General features: G+C 62.8%; 20 protein-coding genes. 7 read left to right on the plus strand and 13 right to left on the minus strand.

The window, feature by feature from the left end; translation table 11 throughout:
- Positions 1-20 precede the first annotated feature (20 nt).
- The gene (locus YH3_RS13315) at positions 21-1,958 is read right to left on the minus strand and encodes an O-acetyl-ADP-ribose deacetylase (RefSeq protein ID WP_064443564.1); all 1,938 of its coding nucleotides are present in this window, start codon (positions 1,956-1,958) and stop codon (positions 21-23) included.
- 78 nt (positions 1,959-2,036) lie between these two features.
- Between YH3_RS13315 and YH3_RS13320 the strand changes: the two genes are divergently transcribed.
- The 3 genes from YH3_RS13320 to YH3_RS13330 all read left to right on the plus strand — a co-directional run bounded on the left by YH3_RS13320 (position 2,037) and on the right by YH3_RS13330 (position 4,379).
- Positions 2,037-2,717: an NUDIX hydrolase gene (locus YH3_RS13320; RefSeq protein ID WP_064443565.1), complete on the plus strand. Its 681-nt coding sequence runs from the start codon at positions 2,037-2,039 to the stop codon at positions 2,715-2,717.
- Between the two features lie 61 nt (positions 2,718-2,778).
- The gene (locus YH3_RS13325; RefSeq protein WP_030536189.1) at positions 2,779-3,903 is read left to right on the plus strand and encodes a dihydrodipicolinate reductase; all 1,125 of its coding nucleotides are present in this window, start codon (positions 2,779-2,781) and stop codon (positions 3,901-3,903) included.
- Positions 3,900-4,379 carry a carboxymuconolactone decarboxylase family protein gene (locus YH3_RS13330; protein WP_003943220.1) on the plus strand — a complete coding sequence of 160 codons (480 nt, stop codon included), beginning with the start codon at positions 3,900-3,902 and terminating at the stop codon, positions 4,377-4,379. The genes YH3_RS13325 and YH3_RS13330 overlap by 4 nt, the downstream gene beginning before the upstream one ends.
- 1 nt (position 4,380) lies before the next feature.
- Here the strand turns inward: YH3_RS13330 and YH3_RS13335 are convergent, their stop codons facing one another.
- From YH3_RS13335 to YH3_RS13360, 6 genes are read right to left on the minus strand one after another with little or no spacing between them, the layout of a single operon-like run.
- A complete protein-coding gene (locus tag YH3_RS13335; RefSeq protein ID WP_030536188.1) occupies positions 4,381-5,169 on the minus strand; it encodes an SDR family NAD(P)-dependent oxidoreductase in 789 nt (262 codons plus the stop codon).
- Positions 5,159-6,904 carry an amidohydrolase family protein gene (locus YH3_RS13340; protein ID WP_064443566.1) on the minus strand — a complete coding sequence of 582 codons (1,746 nt, stop codon included), beginning with the start codon at positions 6,902-6,904 and terminating at the stop codon, positions 5,159-5,161. The genes YH3_RS13335 and YH3_RS13340 overlap by 11 nt, the downstream gene beginning before the upstream one ends.
- Positions 6,901-8,562 (minus strand): class I adenylate-forming enzyme family protein, encoded by a 1,662-nt coding sequence (locus YH3_RS13345; RefSeq protein ID WP_064443567.1) that lies wholly within the window; start codon positions 8,560-8,562, stop codon positions 6,901-6,903. Before YH3_RS13345 ends, YH3_RS13340 begins: the two co-directional genes overlap by 4 nt.
- A 19-nt stretch (positions 8,563-8,581) precedes the next feature.
- A complete protein-coding gene (locus YH3_RS13350; protein WP_030536186.1) occupies positions 8,582-9,622 on the minus strand; it encodes an NAD(P)-dependent alcohol dehydrogenase in 1,041 nt (346 codons plus the stop codon).
- The gene (locus YH3_RS13355; RefSeq protein ID WP_042451628.1) at positions 9,619-10,773 is read right to left on the minus strand and encodes an EstA family serine hydrolase; all 1,155 of its coding nucleotides are present in this window, start codon (positions 10,771-10,773) and stop codon (positions 9,619-9,621) included. Before YH3_RS13355 ends, YH3_RS13350 begins: the two co-directional genes overlap by 4 nt.
- Complete coding sequence (locus tag YH3_RS13360) at positions 10,770-12,158, minus strand: NAD(P)/FAD-dependent oxidoreductase (protein ID WP_178377318.1); 1,389 nt, start codon at positions 12,156-12,158, stop codon at positions 10,770-10,772. The genes YH3_RS13355 and YH3_RS13360 overlap by 4 nt, the downstream gene beginning before the upstream one ends.
- A gap of 167 nt (positions 12,159-12,325) precedes the next feature.
- Here YH3_RS13360 and YH3_RS13365 point away from each other — a divergent pair, with 167 nt between their 5' ends.
- Positions 12,326-12,982 (plus strand): TetR/AcrR family transcriptional regulator, encoded by a 657-nt coding sequence (locus tag YH3_RS13365; protein WP_003943145.1) that lies wholly within the window; start codon positions 12,326-12,328, stop codon positions 12,980-12,982.
- A gap of 3 nt (positions 12,983-12,985) precedes the next feature.
- Here YH3_RS13365 and YH3_RS13370 read toward each other — a convergent pair whose 3' ends face one another.
- The 3 genes from YH3_RS13370 to YH3_RS13380 form a co-directional block, all read right to left on the minus strand.
- Entirely contained in the window at positions 12,986-13,558 is a 573-nt protein-coding gene (locus tag YH3_RS13370; protein ID WP_054825073.1) for a TetR/AcrR family transcriptional regulator, read from the minus strand.
- Positions 13,559-13,594: 36 nt separating this feature from the next.
- Positions 13,595-14,710 (minus strand): agmatine/peptidylarginine deiminase, encoded by a 1,116-nt coding sequence (locus YH3_RS13375; RefSeq protein ID WP_050654997.1) that lies wholly within the window; start codon positions 14,708-14,710, stop codon positions 13,595-13,597.
- Between the two features lie 157 nt (positions 14,711-14,867).
- Positions 14,868-16,451 (minus strand): AraC family transcriptional regulator, encoded by a 1,584-nt coding sequence (locus YH3_RS13380; protein ID WP_064443568.1) that lies wholly within the window; start codon positions 16,449-16,451, stop codon positions 14,868-14,870.
- A 172-nt stretch (positions 16,452-16,623) separates the two neighbouring features.
- Between YH3_RS13380 and YH3_RS13385 the strand changes: the two genes are divergently transcribed.
- Positions 16,624-17,454 (plus strand): siderophore-interacting protein, encoded by an 831-nt coding sequence (locus YH3_RS13385; RefSeq protein ID WP_064443569.1) that lies wholly within the window; start codon positions 16,624-16,626, stop codon positions 17,452-17,454.
- A 54-nt stretch (positions 17,455-17,508) separates the two neighbouring features.
- Positions 17,509-18,594 (plus strand): ABC transporter substrate-binding protein, encoded by a 1,086-nt coding sequence (locus tag YH3_RS13390; protein WP_050655000.1) that lies wholly within the window; start codon positions 17,509-17,511, stop codon positions 18,592-18,594.
- A 96-nt stretch (positions 18,595-18,690) separates the two neighbouring features.
- On the opposite strand, the gene YH3_RS13395 is transcribed toward YH3_RS13390, so the two are convergent.
- A complete protein-coding gene (locus YH3_RS13395) occupies positions 18,691-19,071 on the minus strand; it encodes a hypothetical protein (RefSeq protein WP_050655001.1) in 381 nt (126 codons plus the stop codon).
- 654 nt (positions 19,072-19,725) lie between these two features.
- Between YH3_RS13395 and YH3_RS13400 the strand changes: the two genes are divergently transcribed.
- Positions 19,726-20,883, plus strand: coding sequence for an acetyl-CoA C-acetyltransferase (locus YH3_RS13400; protein WP_030536178.1), 1,158 nt, complete (start codon positions 19,726-19,728; stop codon positions 20,881-20,883).
- 72 nt (positions 20,884-20,955) lie between these two features.
- Here YH3_RS13400 and YH3_RS13405 read toward each other — a convergent pair whose 3' ends face one another.
- Together YH3_RS13405 and YH3_RS13410 are read right to left on the minus strand one after the other, a co-directional pair.
- Entirely contained in the window at positions 20,956-22,503 is a 1,548-nt protein-coding gene (locus YH3_RS13405) for an ABC transporter ATP-binding protein (protein WP_064443570.1), read from the minus strand.
- Positions 22,503-24,134: an ABC transporter ATP-binding protein gene (locus YH3_RS13410; RefSeq protein ID WP_042451615.1), complete on the minus strand. Its 1,632-nt coding sequence runs from the start codon at positions 24,132-24,134 to the stop codon at positions 22,503-22,505. Before YH3_RS13410 ends, YH3_RS13405 begins: the two co-directional genes overlap by 1 nt.
- Between the last annotated feature and the right edge of the window lie 95 nt (positions 24,135-24,229).

Here is a 24,229-nt window from a genome sequence, read left to right on the forward strand (position 1 = left end):
GAAGTGGGCCCGGTAAACGGTCAGGCGATCGCGCGGCGCATCAGGTCTGCCGTCTCCTTGTTGAATGCGACCAGTGTGACCGTCTCGACCTCGGTCTTCGCCGCGCGAATCGCTGAAACGGCCTGTCGGACGGCATCTTCCTTCGGCCAGCCGTAGACCCCTGCCGAGATCAACGGAAAGGCGACGGTACGGGCGCCGATCGAGTCGGCCACGGCGAGGCTGCGGGTGTACGCCGACCGAAGCAGACCGGAACGGTCCTCGGAGCGCGAATACCTCGGGCCGACGGTGTGAATCACGGCCTTGGCGTGCAGCTTTCCGGCGGTGGTGGCTACGGCCGCACCCACCGGCAGGCCGTCGGGAAGGCTGGTGTTGCGCAATACCTCGCAAGCCTTCAGGATCTCCGGTCCCCCGGCACGGTGGATCGCGCCGTCGACACCGCCGCCGCCGAGGAGCCTGGAGTTGGCCGCATTGACGATGGCGTCGACGGTCAGCGTCGTGATGTCACCTTCGACGACTGTAATAGCGGGCATGGATCCTCCTGTGTATCCGACGGCTGTGTGTCCGACGGACGCGTTTCCGACTGCCGTGTTCCAGAGTTCACGCTTCGGGCGAGCCCACGGCATAGCCGAGCGTACGTCGTAGGGATCACGTCCGATCAACATCGAGTATCGCGCTGCAACCGACGGCGTGCGACTGTGCGCCTGAACGCAATGGAGGAGTACGCGCTTTCCCTCGGCCCGCAACGCCTGGACGGTGCGCGCTGCGTCGTCGAGAACGAACTCGAGGTTGGCGTTGGAATCGTGACCGTCGTCGACCAACCAGAACTCGACGTGATCAGGGGCGACCTGTCGTGTTCCCATGCGGCACAGGCTGACCACGGCGTCGTAGTCTGCAGTGGACACCGCATCGACGCCGCCGAGCATGACGCCGTCGTCGTGCGGGTGCGTCGTCAGGTGGTGGGTTCCGCGAAACCTCGAGTAGTCGAGTTCTGCCGTCGACGGCCATCCGTTCTTGTCGTCGGTACCGCCGCGAGCAGTCTTTATTGCCAGGCGAATCAGATCGGAGGAACGGTATCCCGGCCAGCCATGCATGATTCGGCGCCAACGGGCGGGAACCGCCGACGCTCCCCAGCGGGCGCCGAGGAGGCCACCCGCGATGGCCGCCGTCGTGTCGGTGTCCCCGCCGGCTCTTACTGCCGCTTCCAATGCGTACTGGAGGTGGCGAGCATCGCCATTGTCCGTGGAAGTGATTGCCCACCAAGCAGTCTGAAGTGCATGCACCACCCAACCGTTCTTGGAGAAGTCCTGCGGGTTCCCGGTTTCGGCCTGATCGAGCAGCGGGCCCCAGTATTCGGCGACGTCCTGATCGGCAACGGAGAGGAAGCCTCGAACACCGTCGAAGTTGCCGGCGACAACGGCATGGCGGATGGCATGGGTCCACAACTCGCACGCCTGTCCGGCACGCGGGTCGTCGTGCGTGAGTGAACTGATCCGGTGCGCTGCCGACCTGGCACCTTCTGCATCGTCCAAGTAGGAGAGGGCGACGGGAGCAGTCCGCATGAGCGAGCCGTTGCCGGCTTTGCGGCCGCTGATCGCCCGCGCACGATCCGCCATCGCCGCTGCGCTTTCGGAGCGGACGGACAACACTGCTCGCGTCTGGTTGCCGATGTCCGCGGGCTTCGAGTCGTACCACCGGATGAACTGTGCTGCAATGGCATCGAGACCGTCAGAGCTTCCGATGTCGATTCCGGTCGCGGCCACCTCGGCGATCGCAACTGCCATCGAGGTGTCGTCGGTCCATTCTCCCGGCGCCCAGTCGAACGGGCCGCCACCGATCATGTCGATCGTGACCTCGGCCTTCGGGTAGGTGAATTCGTAGCCGGCGCCGAGCGCGTCTCCTGCTGCGGTGCCGAGCAGAACGCCGGCCGCTCGATCGGACTGCTGTGCGGTGAGTTTCATGGCTACCTCTTCGGTTCGCGATGATCGTTTGATCAACTTTGCGCTAACCATAGATCATGTTTGAGATAACATGCAAGGGTGAATAAATGGACAGACACGAGCGGCAAGGGATTGACGGACTATCCGCGTCCGTCTGTGGCAGTGGACGTCGCGGTGCTGACGTACAGCGGTGGATCTCTGAAAGTTCTGGTGGTTCGGCACCGTCTCGGTGCGCTGGCGCTACCGGGAACATTTCTGCACGAACGCGAATTGCTCACGGCCGCAGCCGATCGTGCCCTGTCGGTCAAGGCAGAGTTGGCCCAGACGAGCTTCCGCCAGTTGGCGATCTTCGACCGACCGGACCGCGACGACCGTGGATGGGTTTTGTCGGTCGCACACACGGCTTGCCTACCGGAATCGGCACTGCCCGATTCGGCGCTTCTCGTCGATGTGTACGACGACGAGGCAGTGAGCGGACTCGCATTCGATCACGCCGACATGGTGCGACTCGCGGTCACGGACCTACGCACGAGGTATGCGTCGCACGTGGATCCGGACAAATTGTCGGGCGGGACGTTCACCGTCGCCGAACTTCGGGGACTCTACGAGGTGATCTTCGATCGTCCGTTCCAGAAGGACAGCTTCCGCCGGCAGGTGTTCGACGCGCTCGAAAGTACCGGCGAGATGAGCAGACCAGGTAACGGCCGACCCGCCGAGACGTACCGGAGGCGGGGTGACGGCGCACTGACTGCGCAGGCAATGGCATTTTTGACCGGATGAAGTGAAACGAATTCTTGCAGTTCTGCTGACCTGACGCGCTGAGCTGGGTAATGTCCGATTGATGGGTGCAGTTTCGAATGAAGCCGAGTCCAAGATTCCGACTGTCGTGTGGGGTACCGGCAACGTCGGGCGTGCATCGATTCGCGCTGTGACAGCCAATCCGGCCCTCGAACTTGTCGGCGTCATCGTTGCGAACCCCGAGAAGGTCGGGCGAGACGCCGGTGACCTCGCCGATCTGGGAGTGCACCTGGGCGTCGCGGCTACCGACGACGCCGATGCCGTGCTCGCAGCGTCTCCCGGCGCGGTGGTCTACGCGGCGTCCGGCGACATTCGGCCCGACGACGCGGTTGCCGACATCACGCGGGCACTGGCCGCCGGAGCTGTGGTGGTCACGCCGTCGGTATATGCGCTGTACGACCCGAAATCTGCGCCTCCCGAACTTCGTGATCCCGTCGAAGCTGCTGCCAAGGCGGGCGGCGGCGCTCTGTTCGTCTCCGGTATCGACCCAGGCTGGGGCAACGACATCCTGCCGATTCTCGTCAGCGGGCTCGCGGGGACAATCGACCAGATCCGGTGTCAGGAAATCTTCGACTACACGACCTACGAACAGCCGGATTCTGTCCGCTACCTGATCGGGATGGGTCAGCCGATGGACTACGAACCTCCCATGGTCGCGCCGACCGTACCCACCATGGTCTGGGGCGGGCAGATTCGGCTCATCGCGCGGGCACTCGGGGTGGAACTCGACGAGATCCGCGAGACCTTGCTGCGCCGCCCGCTCGAGGAAACCGTGTCGACCGAACATATGGGGGAGTTCGCGGCCGGCACCCAAGGCGCACTGCGATTCGAGGTTCAGGGAATCGTCGGCGGGGAACCCCTGATCGTGATCGAACACGTCACGCGTATTCATCCGTCTTGTGCCCGCGACTGGCCGCTCCCGCCCGACGGCGGCGACGGCGCGCACAAGGTGATCGTCGAAGGACGACCACGAATCGAGATCAACGTCGAAGCCACCGATGAAGGTGGAAATCGCGCGGCCGGTGGAAATGCCACGGCCGTAGGACGTCTCGTCAACGCAATTCCCTGGCTACGTCAGGCTGAACCCGGTCTCTACGACGCGCTGGACGTTCCGCTCACACCCGGCGTCGGCAAGCTCGGTGCCCGAAACTCGGAGGTACTCACATGAATATCGACATACCCGAAGGCAAGAATCCGATCGGCTACGTGTGGGGAGAGATGGTCCCCGGCATCGGACCCGCGGCCGCCGGGTTCTCCCAAAAGGTCTACACGGACGGCACTCTCGGACTCCGCGAGTTCGAGGCGGCCAGGCTTCGGATCGCTCAGATCAACGGGTGCATCTTCTGTCAGGACTGGCGCACCGAGCGTGACGGCGAGACTGTGGAGTCGACGTTCGATCAGTCTGTCACCGACTGGCGCACCACCGATGCCTTCGACGACAGGACGCGCCTCGCTGCCGAATACGCCGAGAGATACGCCCTCGACCACCACGGGCTCGACGACGAGTTCTGGGAACGCATGACAGCTCACTACTCCCAGCGAGAAATCGTCGAGTTGAGCATGTGCCTCGGATCGTGGTTGGCCTTCGGCAGGCTCAACCACGTCCTCGGCCTCGATACTCAATGTGTGTTGCCCGGCAACTGAACTAGTTGCCCAGCGTCGTCAGATCCGGGTAGTTCGAGACCTCCCAGCCGCCGTCGACGACCAGACTGGTTCCGGTGATGTACGAGGCGTCGTCGCTGGCGAGATAGAGGCAGGGGCCCGCGATCTCGTCGGGAGTTGCTGCTCGGGACATGGGGATTCGGCTGAGAAACATGTCGCGGGCGGGTTCGTAGTTCATGACCGGCGCGACCAGTGGCGTGTCGACCAGGCCGGGTAGAACGGCATTGACCCGGATCCCCGACGCAGCCAGTTCGATCGCGGCATTCTTGCTGAACATCTCGACTCCGGCTTTGCCTGTCGCGTATGCGCTCCCGTAGGGGCTCGGCACGTGCGCGTTCAATGAGGACACGTTGACTATCGCACCACCGCGACCATGCTCTCGGATATGCCGCGCTTCATGTTTGGTGCAGAGGAAGACGCCCTTCTGCACCAGGTCGATGGTGAAGTCCCAGTCGGCCTCGTCGAGGTCGACGATCTGCCCCACCCTCGACGCACCGGCAACGTTGAAAGCCAGATCGATACCGCCGAATTCCGCCGCCGCCGCGGCAAGGGCCTCGGCAACATCGGATTCCTTGGTGACGTCAGTGGGAACGGCGAGGAAGGCCCCGCCGTGCTGGGAGGCTATCTCTTTCAAACCCTCTGCAGCGATGTCGATTCCAGCTACCTGTGCGCCTTCGTCGATAAGCCTTAGTGCGATGGCTGCACCGATACCTGATGCTGCTCCAGTGACGACTGCTGTTTTCCCGGCAAATCTGGACGTGTTAATGGGCATCTGCTTTCAAGAACTTTCCGGTTCGGCGGTTGCCGAGAACGGGTGCTGCTTCTCCGTCGCCGAAGACGTACTCGCCGCCGACGAACACTGCGGTGACGGTCTGGTCGTTGCGATTGACCATGCGGGAGAGGTTGTCGTACTCCACAACCGGGCTTTCCGCGTACGCGTCGAGCGAATCGTCGAGATGAGCGGGATCGATCACAACCAGGTCGGCGCGATCACCTAATCGAAGGTGCCCGGCATCGACGTCGTACCACTCGGCGAGTTCACCGGTGAGACGATGCACCGCTGCCTCGACGGTCATGAACGGACGGCCGACCTTTTGGGCATCGTAGACACGTCGTAGTAGGCGTAAGCCGAAGTTGTAGAACGCCATGTTGCGCAAATGCGCTCCGGCGTCGGAGAACCCGAGTTGGACGCCATTGTCCTGGGCGAACTTGTCCAGAACCTCCGGCCGGTGGTTCGAGATGGTTGTGCGCCAACGCACTTTCGTGCCGTGTTCGAGGACCAGATCCAGGAATGCATCGACAGGGTGGAGGCCGCCACGTTCGACGCCGACCTGCCCGAAGCTCTTGCCGACCAGGGATTCGTCGGGGCAGGACACGATCTCGGCGTCGAAGAAATCGCGATGCCAAACTTTGACACCGAACTTCTGGTCGTAGTCCTTGCGGAATTGTCGACGGTAATCCTCGCTCTGCATGAGGACGTTGCGTTCCATCTCGTCGGTCAGATGCAGTGCTGCAGCGCCGGATCCGAACTCCTCGAAGACAACCAGGTCGATGCCGTCGGCATATACCTCGAAGGGAACTGGCAGGTGCTGCCAGCGCAGGTCGCCGCCGAGTCGATTGACCAAGTGTGCCAGTGGGCCGAGTATCACCACGGCCAACTTGTTGGACTTGATGTCGGCCGCCGAAAGCATGCTCGTCTTGAGTCGCTTACGCCAGATACCCGCGCTGGAGAACGCCATCGCTCCGGTACTCATCGGGTTGGAGAGGTCAGGTCCGGCCTGAAATACCCGTCCCCGACGGCGCAGGATCGCATTGAGTCGGCGTCGTTCTTTCGTGGTTGCATACGTCGACGGCAGCGTGCGTGAGCGGCAGGTCTCGCCGTCGAGTTTGTCGAACAACAATTGCTGACTGGACATCCCGACGAATCCTGCGTCGAGAGCTTCGGTCAACTGTGCTTCCATCGACGCGAGTTCGGCGTCTGTGGGATGGACGTCCTTCCTGGTAGCACGATCCAGTCCCATCTCGGCGGCCCGCATATCGGAGTGTCCGATGAAGGCTGCAACGTTGGGACCTAGCGGAAGCGCCTCTAGTGCAGCAACATACTCGCTCGCAGAGTTCCAGGTCTTGGCACGGTTGAGTGCGTCGACGACGTGCTTACGCGGAATTGCCTCTACTCTGCCGAAGAGATCACCCGCGTCGGAGGGGCTGGCGTGAATGGTGGACAGGGAACACGATCCGACAAAGATCGACGTGACCCCGTGTCTGAGAGATTCGCTCAGCGCCGGGCCTTCGAGGATCTCGACGTCGTAGTGAGTGTGGATGTCCACGATGCCCGGGATCACCCACTTGCGCCTCGCGTCGATGACACGGGGACAGTCGGTTTCGTCGAGTGGATCGAGGGAGATGGCAGTAACCAACCCATCGCGGATACCCAGATTGCGGACAGCTGGTTTGGCCCCGGTGCCGTCGAACCACAGACCGTTGTTGATCACGGCGTCGTAGGTCATGAGAGAACCACCTTTGCACGTATCGTTTTTCCGGTTGCATTGCGGGGCAGAGGAGTTGTGCTCAGTTTCCACTTCACCGGCACCTTGAAGTAAGCCAGTCGTTCGGCGACGTAGTCGCGTAGTTCTTCTTCGCCGGCGGCTCCCTCACTCCGCAAAACGACGACGGCTGCAACTTCTTGGCCGAGGTCTGCCGAATCAATGCCGATCACAGCGCATTCGAGTACGGCGGGATGCTCGTCGATGGTCTGCTCGATTTCGAGAGGGTAGACGTTCTCGCCGCCGCGCAGGATCAGGTCGGATCGGCGACCCGTCAGGCGGAGTCGGCCGTCCTCGAATACTCCGAAGTCGCCGGTTCGGAGCCATCGATCAGGACCGATAGCGGCTGCAGTCGCGGTCTCGTCGTTCCAGTACCCCAACATCACATAGGCGCTGCGCGCACAGATCTCACCTTCCTCGCCGTCGGGGACTGCAACACCGAAGGGGTCGCGCACCTCCACGCTCACCCCGATGATCGGCCGGCCGAGAGTTCCGGGGAACGCGGCAAGTTCCGGTGGTGTGGCAACTGAAATGCCGGTGGAGGATTCGGTGAGCCCGTAGCTGTCGACCAAGGTGTGCTGCGCAAAAGGCAGTCGTGCGCGCAGTCGGTCCTGCAAGGCCGGAGATGACGGCGCAGACGCGAGCGCAAAGGCGCTCAGTGAGGTCAGGTCGTACTTCTCGAGACTGCCGTACTCGAGGAGACGGGTTGCCATGGTGGGGACCACCGCCCAGTTTGTGACCTTCTCGCGTTCGACGAGGGAAAGGACTTCGTCGACGTCGAAGGCGCCCTGATGGATGACCACCGCTCCGCCCGTCGCGAGTCGTGGGATCGCCAGGTTATGCAGGCTTGCAATGTGAAACAGCGGCGCGGTCAGCAGATACCGCAAGTCACTCGGTCGGCCGTCGCTGGGTTTGCCGGTGAACGCCGCAGCGAGGCGATCGCTGTAGCGGTGGTAGTCGATGACGGCCAACACGTTTCGGTGACTGTGAACAGCCCCCTTGGGGCGGCCGCTGGTTCCGCTCGTGTACAGGATGACGGCCGGATCGTCCTCGTTGACGGAAGTACGGGGCAGTGTCGATCCCGAATACTTCTCCATCAAGGTAGGTAGATCTTCTTCCATCGTGAGTACGGGAACATCGGTGTTCAGTTCGGAAAGAATCTGCGCGCGTTTGGCGTCGGCGATCACCACTGTGGGGGTGGTGTGATCGATGCCGTACGCCACCTCGCGGGCCACCCACCACGAGTTGAATCCGACGGCGATGGCACCGAGGGACTGAGCCGCCCAGAAGGTCATCACCCATTCCGGCGTATTGGCAGCAAGTATGCCGACCCGATCACCCTTGCGGACGCCGTACCGCTCGCGCAGCGCCGTCGCCAATGCTGCTACGGCCTCGCCGTGCTCGAGGTAGCTGAAGCGTCGGTCCTTGGTCACCAGATAGTCGCGTGATCCGAAGTCGAAGGATGCAGCGAGCACGTCGCCGAGTGCCTTGTCGCGGTTCTTCATGACGGGCATCGAACTGCCCAGTACATCCTCGACCTGCATCTCGAAAGGACCACCGGGGCCGGTCAGCCCGGCCATGACGGACGCGATGAATGCTTGTGTATCAGCGGAAGTAGTCACGTGAAGTGCCTTTCGAAGATTAGGGTACGAGCACTGCGCGTCCGGTGACCTTGCCGTGTTCGAGACGGTCGAGTGCGTCGCGGGCATCAGCGAGGTCGAAGCGGGCTACTTCTACCGTTACCAGACCGGCCTGTGCCAGGGCGATGGAATCGACGAGGTCGTTTCTGGTGCCGCCGTACGACTTCCGGATCGATGCGCCCCACGGCCAGCCTGGTCCGCCGGCAGCTTCGGCAGTGATTCCGGGGTTTCCGCCTCCGAGACCTACCATGCGATACGCGCCGTTCGGCGCAACCGCTTGAACAGACATCTGTGCAGTTGCGTCGATACCGACGAAGTCGAAGATGACTTCTGCGCCTCTGGCCGACGTGAGGTCGAGGATGTGCTGCGCGGTGTCCGGTCCCGATTCGAGCGTGATGTCGGCGCCGCAACGTTTGGCGAGATCGAGTTGATCCTGTCCGACATCGACGGCGATGATGCGCACGGCACTGATTGCGCGAAGTATCTGTACTGCAACGTGACCGAGTCCGCCGACGCCGATCACGACGGCGGTGGCACCGGGCTGGAGATGTTCGCGGGCACCGCGAATGGCGTGGTAGCTCGTCAGTGCCGCATCGGCGAGAGGTGCGGCCTGCAGGAAGTCGAGGTCTCCGATGGGTACGAATGAGCGAGCCGGGATCTTGACGTACTCGGCCATCCCGCCTTCGGGACCAAGCCCGGGGCAGGGCGGCATCGCGGTGCGTCCAGCGGCGAGGCACATATTCTCGTTGCCGCTCATGCATTCTCGGCACTGTCCACATGACCAACAGAGGTAGACGACGCCACGCTCTCCGACGGAACGGCCGTCGACGCCACTCCCGACGGCTTCGATCGTGCCGGCAATTTCGTGGCCGATAGTCAGCGGTTCTTCGCGCATCTTGTACGGAAAGTGCAGGAGATGGAGATCGGAGTGGCAGATTCCCGCTGCGCCAACTCGAATCAGTAGTTCCGACGGGCCGATCTCCGGGACCGGCACGTCGTTGATTTCCAGGAGCCCGGGCCCCATGAGCTGGGCTGCCTTCATGAACTGACCTCGCTGACCTCGGAGTTGTATGCGGCGCTCAGGTAGGCGTTGCTGCGGTCGGATCCGATCAGACCCGGTGCCATCTTGTTCATGACGTAGGCGAAGGTCATCCGTCGGTCCAGATCGTTGACCAGCATCGAGCCGCCGATACCTGCCCACCAGCAGGCGCGTCCGTCGGGAATCAGTGGCGCGGTAACCGGATGTGGCAGTCCGTAGCCGATGCCGAACTTGAGTGGTGTCATGATCCCGAGATCGATACCGTCGGCTTGGATCTCGAAGATCAGGTCGATGGTGCTCTGCGAGAGCAGCTTCCGGCCGTCGAGCACACCACCGTTCGAGATCAGGGATTGGACCCGAGCGATAGAACGTGCGTTGCCGTGGCCGTTGACTGCGCCGATCTCGGCTTCCCGCCAGGGTGCGGTGTTGACCTCGGGGTAGTCGAGCAGTGGGCAGGTCAGGGTCTTGATGAAGATGCTGTCCTGGTCGAGCGTGGACAGGTCGAACTCCAACGCGGGCGGCGGAACCATGGTGGCGATTCGACCGAAATGCTCTGCGGACGTGCCGATATGGAAGTCGGCTCCCAGTGGACCGGAAAGCTCTTCGGCAAAGAACCTGCCGAGAGTTCGCCCGTCGATGCGACGAATGACCTCACCGACGAGATGGCCGTAGTTGATCGCGTGATAGCCCGACGCCGTACCCGGGGTCCACCAAGGCTTCTGGGTAGCGAGGCGAGCGGTGGACGCCTCGAGGTCGTAGATGTCCGTCAGTTCGATCGGGCGCTCCCAACCGGAGACGCCAGACGTATGCGACAGGAGGTGGCGAACTTCGATGTCTTCCTTACCGTTTGCCGCAAATTCGGGCCAGTAGTGAGCAACTTTCTGGTACACGTCCAATTGGCCGCGTTCGACCAGCAGGAGCGCACACAGGGCCGTCATGGTCTTGGTGATGGAGAACGTGTTGACGATGGTGTCGCTGCCCCATGGAGTGGTACGGGATTCGTCGGCGTACCCGCCCCAGAGATCGACCACGGATTCTCCGTCGACGGTGATGGCAACGGAGCCGCCGAGTTCTTCACCGGATTCGAGTTGAGCCTCGAAAGCCGCTCGGACGGCGTCGAACTCGTTGTCGCAGTGACCGTTCACCAGACTCATGCGCGATCCGCCTTCTCGAGTTCGTGTGCTGCTGCACGCGCGGCAACAGGTAGCTTGTTTCCGGAGGCCGCAGCACGCTTGGTGCCCTTGGCGATTTCCTTGTTCATGTTGCGGACGTAGGGATCGAACTCGAGCTGAATCGTGTGGCGTGGTGACTTGTAATAGGGGGCGAGGAAGTACGCCTCGTCGGCTTTGGTGATCTCCTGCATCTCGTTCGCGGACGGCAGTTGGTATTTACCGGTGAGGTAGGCCGCGACGAGCTTGCTCTGCTGCTCGGCGAAGTTGACGAGCGTCGGCATGGGCTGCGCGAGTCCCATGAAGAAGAGGTTGTCGATTCCGGGCTTCATCATTCGTTTGAACAGTGGGAATCGGTTGTCATTGTCCGGCAGCAGATTCGGATCACTGAAGAAGGGGAAGCTGATGTTGTAGCCGGTGGCGCAGATGACCACGTCGACGTCCTCGGCGGTGCCGTCCGCGAAGTGAACCTGCTTTCCGTCGAGTTTGGTGATGGCAGGCTTGAAGGTTATGTCGCCTGACCCGGCGCGTCCGAGGAACTCGCCGCTGGCCGAGGGGTGGGCCTCGAAGGGGCGGTGGTCCGGCTTCGGCAGACCGTAGCCTTCCATCGTTCCCAGATTCTTGCCGAGGAATCGACGACTCAGGAACAGTCGTAGACCACGCGGCATCCAGGGCGGGGTGATCAGTTTGTCGCCGGGTACACCGCCGAGATATTTCGGCAGTACCCAGACTCCACGGCGAGCCGACACGATGAGCTTGTCGGCGAGGTATCTCTGGCCCAGTTCGGAGGCAATATCCAAGCCGGAGTTGCCCATTCCGACCACGACTACCTTTTTGCCGCGCATGTCGACCGGGTCGAACGGGTCGTTGTAGCTGTGGCTGTGCATGAGGACCCCGTCGAACTCACCTGGGTAGTCCGGGATGTTGGGATCCCAATGATGTCCGTTGCAGACCATCAGGACGTCGTAGGTGCGAACTTCGCCGTCCGAGCGCGTGATGGTCCACAGCCCGTCTGTATCACGCTCTGCTGCAACAACACTGGTGTTGAAGATGATCGACTCACGCAGTCCGAAGTGCTCGACGTAGTCCTTGAAGTACTGGAAGAGTTCGGAGTGGTGCGGGAAGTCGGGAAGGTCAGCGGAGACCGGGAAGTCCTCGAATGCCAAGCGCCACTTCGACGTGTCGATGTGCAGGCTCTGGTAGCAGGCCGACATCCCGTTGGGATTCTTGTAGTACCAGTTTCCGCCGACCTCGTCGGACGCTTCGTAGCAGTCGAAGGGTATTCCGAATTCCTTCATTCGCTTGGCCGTCGTGATTCCGGTGGGCCCGGCGCCGATGATGCACACGCTCGGCAAGGGGGAGGGGCTCATTCGCCATCGCTTTCTGTTCTGTCTCGGGCGTGCGAGAAGAAGAATCGAAGCCCGAGAAGTGACTTGAGTCATAGTGCGCCATTCGCTGACGTTGTGTCAATGAATGACGCAATGTTTTTTGGTGACGGCGAGTCGGTGATTTGCCAGGAGGTTGAAATGCGAGCAAGGTGGGCGACGTGAGCACGACTACGGACGGCCCGAAGAACAGGCGGGGAACACTTCGCGACGAGCAGAAACGCGCGACGCGGGCCAAACTCGTGGACGCCGCACGCACTCTGTTCGAGGAACGGGGATACGCGGCTGTCACGGTCGACGACATCGCCTCGGTCGTCGGATGCAGTCGAGCCACGTTCTACGTGCATTTCGCCAGCAAGGTGGAGATGCTCAAGACGATCGGCGCGGCCGGGATGGCGGCGAGTGCGTTCGCTTTCTACATCGATCTCGATCGGGTTCTCGACACGAACTCTCGCGTGGAATTCACGGCTTGGCTGGAGCGTGCCTTCGACTGGTTCGACGAGAACAAACGCCTGCTGCCGGCGTGGGACGAGGCCGTGGCACTCGAACCGGAGTTCCGCGAGACAGCGCGAGACGGTATGACCCAACTACCGAATGCCATGCCCAAGTACCTGGGCCGTTGGCCGGCGGAACAGCACGACGAGGCACGGTTGCGCGTCGAACTGCTCGTGAGTCAGTTGGAGCGATTCTTCACACGCTGGGCCGTGCAGGGGACAATCGATGTGACGCGGATTCAGGCCGCCGAAGTTCTGACCGACATCTGGTTCCCGGCTCTGTCTCCGGAATCGAAGGGCGTCGGCGAGCGGTAGAGGCTAGCTCGGATCGATCTCCACACTGATCGCGCCGGTGAGCAGTTCTCTGGCTCGTTCGATGGGGATCGAGCCGCTCAGCCAGCGTTCGCTCAGACCCTCGACCAGGGCGGTGAGTCGCTCGGCGGCGTCGGCCGGGCTTGCCTTCGGATCAGCGAGCCCGGCATCCTGCGCTTGGCGGATCAAGGATTCAACGTCGTCTGCCCACTCTTGCGTCGTGGTGCTTAGGGGTTCGCGCAGCTCGTCGGCGAAGACTGCGCTTGCCCGGAGTTCACCCCAGGCGATGCTGTTCTCCCGAATCTTCGGGGAATTCTGAAACTCCAGCAGGAGCATCTGCTCGAGCTGCGCACGAGGGTCTGTCTCCGTGAAGGCACTTTCGGTGTACAGCGCGGCGCGATCGTTGATGTGATCGAGGGCCCGGCGCAGCACACCTGCACGGTTCTGGAAGTGGTAGTAGATGAGTGCCGTCGACACTCCGGCCTCGGCAGCGAGCGTCTCCACCCTCAGCCCGCGTACGCCATGTTGGGCAATGACGCGGACTGCTGCTTCCAAGATTTGCGTTTGGCGGTTCGACACGAGTCCGAATTCTACGAGGGTGGTCGGGACAGGTTTCTAGTCCGCGGGTTCCTGCTGGGTGGTGCAGTGAATGCCGCCACCACCCGCGGCGATGGCGTCGATGTTGATCTGCACGACACGGCGGTCGGGGAAGAGGCGCTCCAATTCACTTCTGGCGGCCTGGTCGGCCTCGGGGTCACCGAACTCGGGTGCGATGACCGCCCCATTGCATACGTAGAAGTTGATATATCCGGCTGCGAAATCGTCCGATTCGAAGTCGGGCCTGATCGCGACCGGCGCCTCGAGGACCACCACTTCCAGCTTCCGTCCCTGTGCGTCGGTCGCGTTCTGGAGAATCTCGAGGTGACGTGCGGTCACGTCGTGGTCGAACGACTCCGGGTCTGTGTCGAGGCCTGCGACCACGACACCTGGGCGTGCGAAACGGGCGTAGAAGTCCGTGTGGCCGTCCGTGATGTCCTTGCCGGCGATTCCCGGTAGCCAGATGATCTTGTCGAGACCGAGCAGGGGGCCGAGTTCGGCTTCGACGTCCGACTTCGACCATCCCGGGTTGCGGTTGTTGTTGAGTACACAGCTTTCGGTGATGATGGCTGTGCCTTCGCCGTCGACCTCGATGCCGCCGCCTTCGAGGATCAGGTCGGTAGGCAATGATTCGACTCCCGCACGGGCGGCAACGAAAGCTGCGACCTGGCCGTCCTTATCAAAATCCTGCTTCTCGCCCCAACCGTTGAAGTTGAAATCGATACCCGCTTTGGTCCCGTTGCCTTTCACGAATACAGGGCCGGTGTCGCGCATCCAGAGGTCGTCGAGAGGCGCGGCGATCAGTTCGACCGATGGGCCGACGAGGGAGCGAGCCAAGTCCAGTTCCTCGGAACGAACAAGCATCGAGACGGGCTCGAACTGCGCGATGGTCTGCGCGATAGTCGCGAGGTTGCGCTGGACTTCGGGCAGGAGGGCTGCTCCCCAGATCGCTTCGCTGGCACCGAACGCCATCCAGGTGCGCTTGTGCGGATCCCCCTCTTCCGGCATCACCCACTCGCGAAGATCGTCGTCTCCATTGCTCCCGCCCGAGGCTGAGTCGGAATCGCCGCAGCCTGCCAAAAAGAGGCCACTGAGCGCAGCGGCGCCTGCCTGAATGAACCGACGTCTTTGCATTGCGGTGACTCCTTGTGCTGTGTGCGTGCGCGCCCGGTCCGCGTCCTGCTTGCATGGAGCGTAAACCTTGACTGAAAATTTAGTCAAGGAAGTAGTGCCAGTTCGAGACCGTTTCGGCGGGCGACACGACGGATCGAAGGACTCATCCGTCGGAAGGTCACGAGTCGATGAGTCCTTCGACCGTTCCCCGCCATCCGCGGCGCTGGTAGTCCCGGGGCGACATGCCGTGGGCACCGATGAAGACCTTGGTGAATCCGGACGCGTGCGCGTAGCCGAGTCGACGGGCGGTATCTCCGGCCGAGAAGCCCTCCTCGAGATAAGCGCGGGCGAGGGTTATCCGCAACTGACCGCGCCAGCGCGGGAAGCTCTGGCCGGTGGCCGCTACGAAGCGTTTGTGGAGCAGGCCCTCGTCGACGCCGAGTCGAGCGCTCCACTCCGGCAGCGTGCGCGAATCGGTGGGGTCCGCGCGGAGTGCGGTAAGGATCGTTTCGACAGGATCGGTTCGGCCGCCGGGTGTCCGCGTCGCCGCGCTGTTTCGGATCAGCCTCGAGATCCTCGCTGGGTCATGGATTTCGGGGCGCAGAAGGGTGTAATTCGCAACGACCGTGTGTAACAGATACGCCTCCGCTTCGCGCGCGAAGTGCAGCACTCGTGGCGGCGGTGCAGTGACGGGAGAGTCGCCAGGCTGGGATCCGAGCGGAAGTAGAAGCGAACCCTCCGCGATCTCGACGCTGTTGCGTACTCCCGCGGGAAGCCACATCGCGTCGCCCCGCCTCAGATTCCAGGTTCGGTCGCCGAAAGTGACCCGGGCGGAGCCTCGGTAGATCCAGACGATGACGTGAAAGTTGTTGACCCTGGCCCACGTTCCGCTTGCGGGAATCGTCGGCGGTATCGGCGCCGAGCCTGAGTGGGCGCCTTCCTCGGACAAGAGTACGACGCTCTGTGCCAAGGTCTCGTTCTCATGGATCGGCGCTGAGCCTTGGTTTGCACGTGTGTAGTCACTGGGTGTCACACCGGTGTGTTCACGGAAGGCACGGGTGAATCCCGCGGGCGTCGCGAATCCGACCTGCCCACCCGTCCATCCGATTTCGCGGCCGGAGTTCAGGTATGCGATTGCTGCCGCGATCCGGGCCGAGGTGCGCCAACGCGCGAAAGGCAACCCCGTCTCCTCCGTGAATCGGCGCTGCAGGGTGCGGACGCCGATCTTGAGTTGCCGGGCGAACTGGGAAAGCTCCGTGTCGTCGGCTGGCGTCCGTAGAAGCGTGCGAGCGATCTCGAGGGTCTCGGCCGAGCGTGGCAAATTCGGTGGGGCGTACGACACCGAAGCGTCGGCGTCGTTGGAATGGGCCCCCGCGACAAGCTCGAGTAGTCCGGCCCCCACAGTCGCCCCACCGCGCAGAAATCCCAAGTTGTGCGCGAACTGGTGGACGAGCCAGTCCTGCCAGGCTGCCGGGATCTCGAAATCGATGATCCGGTTCAACGTGGGCGGCAGGTCGGCAGCGGGCATCGGAATGGGAAACGCGACCGCTCCCGGGTCGACTCGGATGCTGTAGGCGATTCCCGCGGGCACCCAGGTTGCCGCCCCAGCGGTCACGCTGCGGGTGCGGTCGCCGATCTGTAGTTCCGCGTGTCCGGTGTGTACCCAGAAGAGCAGTGGCTCACGTGCATTCGCGATCGAGGAGAGTCGGGACGCGGGGATCTCGGGGACTTCGCCCGCGGAGAACACCAACCGTGGTCCCACGTATGCCCTCCCGATTCAGATGCTTTCTCACGCAGCCACCGATGAGTGTAAGAAGTCGGCACGCACGGATAACCGTAACCGATTAGGGCAGGCTAGCTTTATTCAATGGCCCTCCCGCCGTGATCGAGCGTGGGTCGAACCCCCCGTCTGTGCGCTTCCGAGGAGTCTTTCCGTGCCCCGAAACACCCGTCCGACAACGGCGTACTCAGTCACCTTGCGTGAACTCGAGGTACGTCGGGTGACAGACGTGACGCCGGGCATGCGGAGAGTGACGCTCACCGGAGCGCAGCTCGACACCTTCACAAACGCCGACGGCTTTGCCGAGCCCGCCTTCGTCAGCACCGGCTTCGACGACGACCTCCGATTGTTGTTCGCCTATCCTGGCGAAACCGATCCGGTCTTGCCGGTGATAGTCGACGGCACTGTGACTTTCGCAGCGGGACGCCGTCCACTTGCCCGCGCGTACACCGTGCGCCGTTACGATCCGCGAACAAGGGAACTCGACGTCGATTTCGTCGTTCACGGCGGTGGAGTTGCTACCACCTGGGCGCGCGACGCCGGCCCGGGCGACCGAATGCACATCGCGGGTCCCTCTGTATCGCAGGGACTCCCGGAAGATTGCGAGTATCTGCTCGTCGTCGGTGACGAGACGGCGCTACCTGCGATCGCACGTCTGCTCGAGGAATTGCCTGCCGATGTCAGGGGGCATGTGTTCGTCGAAATTGCGGACTCGGCTCACATTCAATCGGTGCGCGAGTTGCCCGGGGTGAGTGTCACGTGGTTGCCACGCGAGGGGGCGGAGCCCGGCACTAATTCTTTGTTGCTCGACGCGGTCAGTGCAGTCGAATGGCCTGACGGACGCGTATTCGCTTGGCTTGCAGGCGAACAGGCGACGATTCGCTCGCTTCGGCGTCATTTGATTCGTGATCGAGGAATTGCGAAGACCGACATCGATTTCACCGGCTACTGGAAACGCAGCGACACAGTGCGCACAGATTCCTGACCCGGCTCCATCGCTCGGTAAGACCGAAGCGCTCGATAACACCGAAAGGCAGAAATGACAGTCCTGCGCACCAGACGATCACGGATCATCGGACTGATCGGGGCCGCGCTCGCCGCAGCGCTCCTTGTGTCCGGGTGCTCGGCCTCGGCCGAAAACTCGAAAACGGCGTCCACTCCCGGTTCGGAGGGGAACGCCCTTCCCGCTGCGGAAGGAACGACTACTTACCCGCTGACCCTGGAATCGCCATATGGTACAGGTATTCTCGAGAAGCGCCCGGAGCGGGTTGCCGCAATCGTCCCCAATGCCGTCGACACGGAAATGCTCCTCGCGCTCGGCGTCAAACCCGTTCTCTCCTCGTCGATGGTCAAGGAGTCGGCTTCCCAGTCGTACTTGCTGCCTTACGGCGCAGAGGATCTCGACACCTTCGAGTTCGCGATGGGCGGCACACTTCCCGTCGAAGCGATCGCCGCGAGCGAACCTGACCTCATCGTCGCCGTCGGCTGGGCCGACGGCCTGGGTGGTTTGTCGATGGGCGATTACTACGAACGTTTGTCCTCAATCGCACCGGTGGTGACGAGCCCCGACACGAAGTCGCGGATGCTCGTGCCGTGGAAGGAATCGATCCGCGTACTCGGCGAGACACTCGACCTCTCGAAGGCAGCCGAAAAGATCGTGGCGGACCATGATCGGTATTTTGCGAAGGTGCGTCAGGAGAACCCTGAACTCACCGGCCTGACCGCAACCTGGGCGATCTTCTACGGAACCGGCAATGGGCTGCAGTACCTTTCAGCGCCCGATTCGGCTCCGGCAACTTTCTTGGGCGAGCTCGGTTTTGCCGAGAACCCGCGTGCACAGGAGTTCGTCACCCAAAGCACTGTCGGCGAGGAACTTCTCGAGAACATCGATGCGGACTTCCTGCTGATCGGCCGCAGTGCCGCCGGCAGCGAGGAGGATTTCGACAAGCTGACCGGCGGGAAGCTCTTCCAAGCGCTGGGAGCGGTGTCCTCCGGTCGTTGGGTCGCTCTGCCTCCTCGCACCGCCGACGGTGGCGACGTTCTGTGGGCAATCACGAGCGGTGGCCCGATCGGAACGATGTGGGCGGCTGAACATATCGTGCCGCTCATCAGCGCGAAGCTGTAGGCGTACAACTGGAGAACGGAAAGCCCTCACCCGTCGCCACACGATTGTGTGGCGACGGGTCGTTCGTACAGCAGGTGTCCCGGGTTTGGGGGTTGCCTATGGGACGAAGAAGGTTGCGAAACCCGGGGTGACAGGTCCGGCGGCAGGCAATATGGCGACGGCAACTTGCCCGGCTCCAGTCTGCAGGGTTGCCTCTCCCGGGGTTCCTTGGTTGTCGCCAGAAAGCCGACCGGAGCCGGAGGCTCCTGTCGAGAGGTTCATCCAGCGCACTTCCGTCGAAAGCATGCAACCCCACCGCTCGTCTTTGGCGCCGGTGATCGTCACCGTGCCAGGTTGTTCGCCGACTACCGCCACACAGTGGACAGGGGGTGCATCGAAGCTGCCGTTTGGGTTCCCGAAAGGCGCCGGGTTGATTTGGAACGGAACGGTGACCGCCGCGGAGGCAACGGCTGCGGGCGCGAGAACCGAAACGGCCACTATGGATACGCAGGCAGATAATCGGCGTACGAGATTCGTCACGGTAACCTCCGGTAATCGAAGACGGTGTGGTGCCCATGCTCTACCCGGAGCGCAATTACCGCAAGGGGATCCAGTTTTCGAGCCAGCGGCGGTTCATGAATCGCTGAGTGCGTGACCGTTTGTAGAATCGTTGTCCTGCAACGCGTATCGGTTTACGAAGCCTGTATTGGGCGGTGAATAGCCCAATCGTGCTGGGCTCCACCGAAAGTACTAACTTTCCAGCCATCGGCCAGCCGGCTTGCGGTGTAGCTCGACAAAGCTGGTGTTGTTCGCAAGGCGGGCTGAACGATTTCTCAGGGAAGGCAATGGATATGGATGATGCGCTCGTTCCGCTCGAAGATGCACTCCCGCAGCTGTTCTCGCATCTTTCGCGGTTTCACGCTGGCGTGAGGGGTCTGCGGCGTGGGCAGCCAAGCCGCGTTTGGGGGTCGAGCCTCGAACTGTCGAATGATTGCGACAGCAGTGGATTTCGTTGGATAGAAGTGCGGAGACCAATCCTGTGGTGGTGGCTGCGGGTCTCGAAATCACGTTTCATCTACCAAACAAATGCTTGATCGCTAGAGTGTGTGCGACATCGAAAGCCCGACAAAGCTCGATTTCGAAGGAGTTCGTATGGTTGCACCTCAGGCTTATGTCGTCGATGCGCTCCGCACTCCGGTGGGTAAACGGCACGGCTCGCTCGCAGGAGAGCACCCAGCGGACATGGGGGCCCACGTGATCACATCGATTCTCGACCGCACTCGACTGGACCCGATGGCCGTCGACGATGTGATCTTCGGTTGTGTCGACGCTATCGGGCCGCAATCGGGCAACATTGCCCGCACCGCCTGGCTTTCAGCAGGCCTACCGTTGGACATCCCAGGAACGACAGTCGACAGACAATGCGGATCTTCACAGCAAGCCGTCCACTTCGCAGCGCAAGCGGTCATGAGCGGGACCCAAGATGTGGTGCTTGTCGGCGGTGTGCAGAACATGTCCTCGATTCCTATCTCGGCGGCAATGCGTGCCGGCAACGAGTACGGATTCGACACGCCCTTCAGCAAGTCCCGGGGGTGGGCAGCACGATTCGGCGAGGCCGAAATCTCACAGTTCGTCGGCGCCGACCTGATTGCCAAGAAATGGGGTATCAGCCGTGAAGACATGGAGGAGTGGGCACTGCAATCGCATCAGCGTGCCCGTGCTGCCATCACAGACGGCCGATTCGAGCGTGAGACAGTGTCATTGGGCCAATGCGTCGTTGACGAATGCCCACGAGAGACATCCATGGAGCAGATGGCTGCACTGCCCGCATTGAGGGATGGCTCGTTGCTGACGGCTGCTGTGGCTTCGCAGATCTGTGACGGCGCATCAGCGGCCCTGATCGTCTCCGAGAAGGCGCTCGAGGTTCATGGATTGAAGCCACGTGCGCGCATTCATCATATGAGCGTGCGCGGCGACGATCCGATGCTGCAGCTCTCGGCGCCGATACCCGCGACGAAGTATGCACTGGCGAAATCCGGCATGGCGATCGGCCAGATGGATACCGTAGAAATGAACGAGGCATTCGCTTCGGTAGTTCTGAGCTGGTTGATCGAGACGGGTGCAGATCCCTCCCGGGTCAATCCCAACGGTGGTGGAATCGCACTGGGCCACCCTCTTGGGGCCACTGGCACCAAGTTGTTCGCCACGATGTTGCACGAGTTGGACCGCATTGATGGACGGTACGGACTCCAAACCATGTGTGAGGGTGGTGGGACCGCGAACGTCACCATCATCGAGCGGCTGAGCTGAAATCGCCGACTGCGGTCATCACCTGGGTACGACGGGACCGGCAATGTATCCACGCGTGTAAGACAAGCGATGTCAGAGGGTGATCGTGCGGGTGGGCTCCCAGATGGCGGGGTCGCGGTGGGTGACGACGAAGACGGTGGCCGCCAATTCCCGCACGGCGCCGGCGATACGGCGCTCGGTGGCCTCGTCGAGGGCCGAGGTGGCTTCGTCGAGAACCAGGACGGGAGCGTCTTTGAGGAAGGCGCGAGCGATCGCCACCCGCTGACGTTCGCCACCGGAGAGAGCGGCACCCTGGTGTCCGATGTCCTGATGAATGCCGAGCGTCGAGCGGTCGAGAACGGCGCCGAGGGCAGCGCGCCTTGCGGCGTCCTCGATCTCGGTTTCGGTAGCGCCCGGTCTTCCAAGTCCGATGTTCTCCCCGAGGGTGCCAGAGAACACGAGTGGGTCCTGCGGCACGTAGCCGATATGTGCCGCCAGAGCGTCGTAGGGCAAGTCGCGCAATGAAACTCCGCCCAGAGTGACGCCGCCTTGGTCAGGATCGTCGAAGCGCATGAGCAGCCCGAGAAGTGTGCTTTTCCCCGTACCCGAGCGTCCTGTGACGAGAACTCGCTCACCCGCGGGGATCTCAGCGGTGATGCCGCGCAGAACCGGAGCGTGGTCTACCCCGGCGACCTCGATGTCAGTTCCAACAGGGCGCGCGGCGTCCCGGGGTGCTGGCTCGGCCAGTGCGGGAGCCGAAGTCGCTGTGCGGTAGTCGCGAACCGTTGCGCGCAGCTCGTTGACTCCGATTCCGGCCAGGGCGAGTTCGTCGAGCGGCGCAGCGGCGCGGGCGGTGAGGATGACAAGCGCGAGAGCGGCTGCGGGATCGTCGAATCCGGTGGCGGCGAGGAAAATCACCGCACCTGCCAGCGGCACAATGGTGGCGATCGCCGAGATGAATGTCGCTGGTGCCGCGGCGAGATTTGTCCGTGCAAGCGCGGCTTCCTGATTCCGCCAGCTTCGCTCGATTCGTTCGACGGAACGTGTGGGACCGGCTGCCGTACGCAGTAATTCGAGGTGGTCGGTGAGCTCGAGTGTCGACTGAGTTGCTGCGAGCTCGGCTTCGTGTCGGCGCTCGTCCGCTCGGCTGAGCGCACGTTGGGCCAGCGTCTGAGCGACGAGCGACACGGCGAGCAGTCCACCGACGAGCAGCATGACGCCTGGCCCCGCGACGACCGCGATCCCAGGAAGCAGGAGCAGCGGGATCAGCGGTGCAACCAGGAAGGTCTGAAGTTGGTGCGCGGGAACACTCATCAGCGACGGGATACCGCGCCCGGCGACGGTGGCGAGCAGTGCCCGGTTGTCGTCGGTGAACCAGGACAGTTTCGCACGGGCGAAGGCGTCGCCGAGAGCGTCGTAGAGATCGCCGACGAGTCGAGCCCCGGTGAAGTAACCGCCCCGCGAGACCAGGACGGTCACGAAGAGAGCAATGGTGGCCGTGGCCAGGACGAGAACCGGCGACCGGTGATCAGCGATCGAGAGCGCGAGGGTGGTGTACGCGATCGCCTCGAGGACAGCGACGGACACCCAACCGAGTCCGATGGTGATCAAGCGTCGTCGGGCTACATTGGCGCTGTTCATTATTCGGCTCCAGTCAGGGCTGCACTGTGCGAGGCAGCGTCGTTCACGTTTCGACCGCCGAGGTCGAGTCGATCGTCGGCATCGTCTGCAAGAGCGGGGTCGTGGGTGACGATCACAATCGTCTTTCCTTCGTCATGTGCGAGGTGTCGCAATTCCTTCAGCAGTTCGGCGGCCGTGCGATCGTCGAGTGCACTGGTCGGCTCGTCGAGCAGCAGTACTGCTGCGGGCGAGAGGAACACCCGAGCAAGCCCGACGCGCTGACGTTCTCCTCCGGAGAGTGAAGTGGCGTGGGCGTCGAGGCTGACGTCGATCTGTGCCCGGCGTAGTGCGGCGGTGTATTCCGCGTCCGTTGCATCGGGGGCGGCCAGCGCGATGTTCTCGCGCACCGTGGCAGGTAACACGTCTGCGCCCTGGGGTGTGAGCAGAACGGACTGTGGCCGCAGGTTCTCGTCGATCGCGGTGATGCTACGACCTGCGTAGCGGACGGTACCCAGTTCCGGGATCTCGAAGCCGGCCAATGTTTTCAGGAGCGTCGTCTTGCCTGCTCCACTCGGTCCCGTGATCGCAGTGATCGTGGCTGGGCGGAATGCATGCGTGACGTCGTCGACGACTCTGCGGTCCGCGATCGTGACAGTCAGGTTGACGATCTCCAGTCGATCGGAGGGACTCGAGGCCGGAACGGTTGGCGCTTCACCGGCAGGGAGGGTGGGTTCGTCCAGGGCAGCGGCGAGCCGGCCCGCAGCAGAGCGTCCAGCAGCGACGTAGTCGAGGCCGTGCCCGAGCCGCAGGGCCGGTGTCACGATTGCGAGGCTGAAGAGAATGGTGGCGGCCAACGTCGTTGCATCCCAGTGAAATCCGACGGCATAGGCGATCGCGAACGTCGCCGTCGCCTGCATGAGGGCAACGGCGACGGCCGCAGGGGTAGCCACGAGTCGAACGCGCTCCTGCATTCCCCGGGTGAACCGTGCTGTCGATTCTGCATAGTCGGCGGCAGCGCCGGTCTGCGCACCGTAGATCCGGCAGACGCGGATGCCGCGGGCATAGTCGTCCACGGCAGTCACGATGTCGCCCATGACATCCGCGCTTTCAGCGCTGTGCCGAGCGGCCATTCGGGGGATCACGACCAGGTAGAACAGAGCTGCCACGATGCCGGGAGCCAGAGCGAGAAGCGCCACGGGGCCGGCTGAGGCAACCAACGCCGCGATCGTGACCGCGGGGACCACGATGAGTGTGGCGAACTCTGCCGGTAGGTGCGCAGTCATATGGTGCAGCGCCGAGATGTCGTCCGAAACGAGCCTCCGCAGTGCGTCTCCGCTGTAGCGGGACAGCGTGCTTGCCGGTAGGCGAACGAGGTGGGCTGCGAGTTGGCGGCGAGCCCTTGCCTCGAAAAGCGATTCCGCGTGGTGCGAGAGCCACGACGATGTGGCAGCGAGCGCGACGCCCACGAGCCATAGCGCACATGCCCACCCGGCCCAGCTCATCGACGGTTCACCGATGAGTTGCACGACGCACCAGAGCGCCCCGAGCATCGCGACCCCCGACGCTGCGGCCGCGACGACCCCGGCAGCCAATGCAGGCAGCGCCGGGCGCAAGGCCGGGACCAGCGACGGTTCGACGAGAGGGCGGGGCATGGATAACTCCTTGAATCAGCGCCAGGGTGCAGGCACGACAAATGACCGAGACCTAAGGTTAGGGGTCGATGGCTCCATATGGTTATCGCCGTACG

Source organism: Rhodococcus sp. YH3-3 (assembly GCF_001653035.1).
Lineage (GTDB): Bacteria > Actinomycetota > Actinomycetes > Mycobacteriales > Mycobacteriaceae > Rhodococcus_F > Rhodococcus_F qingshengii.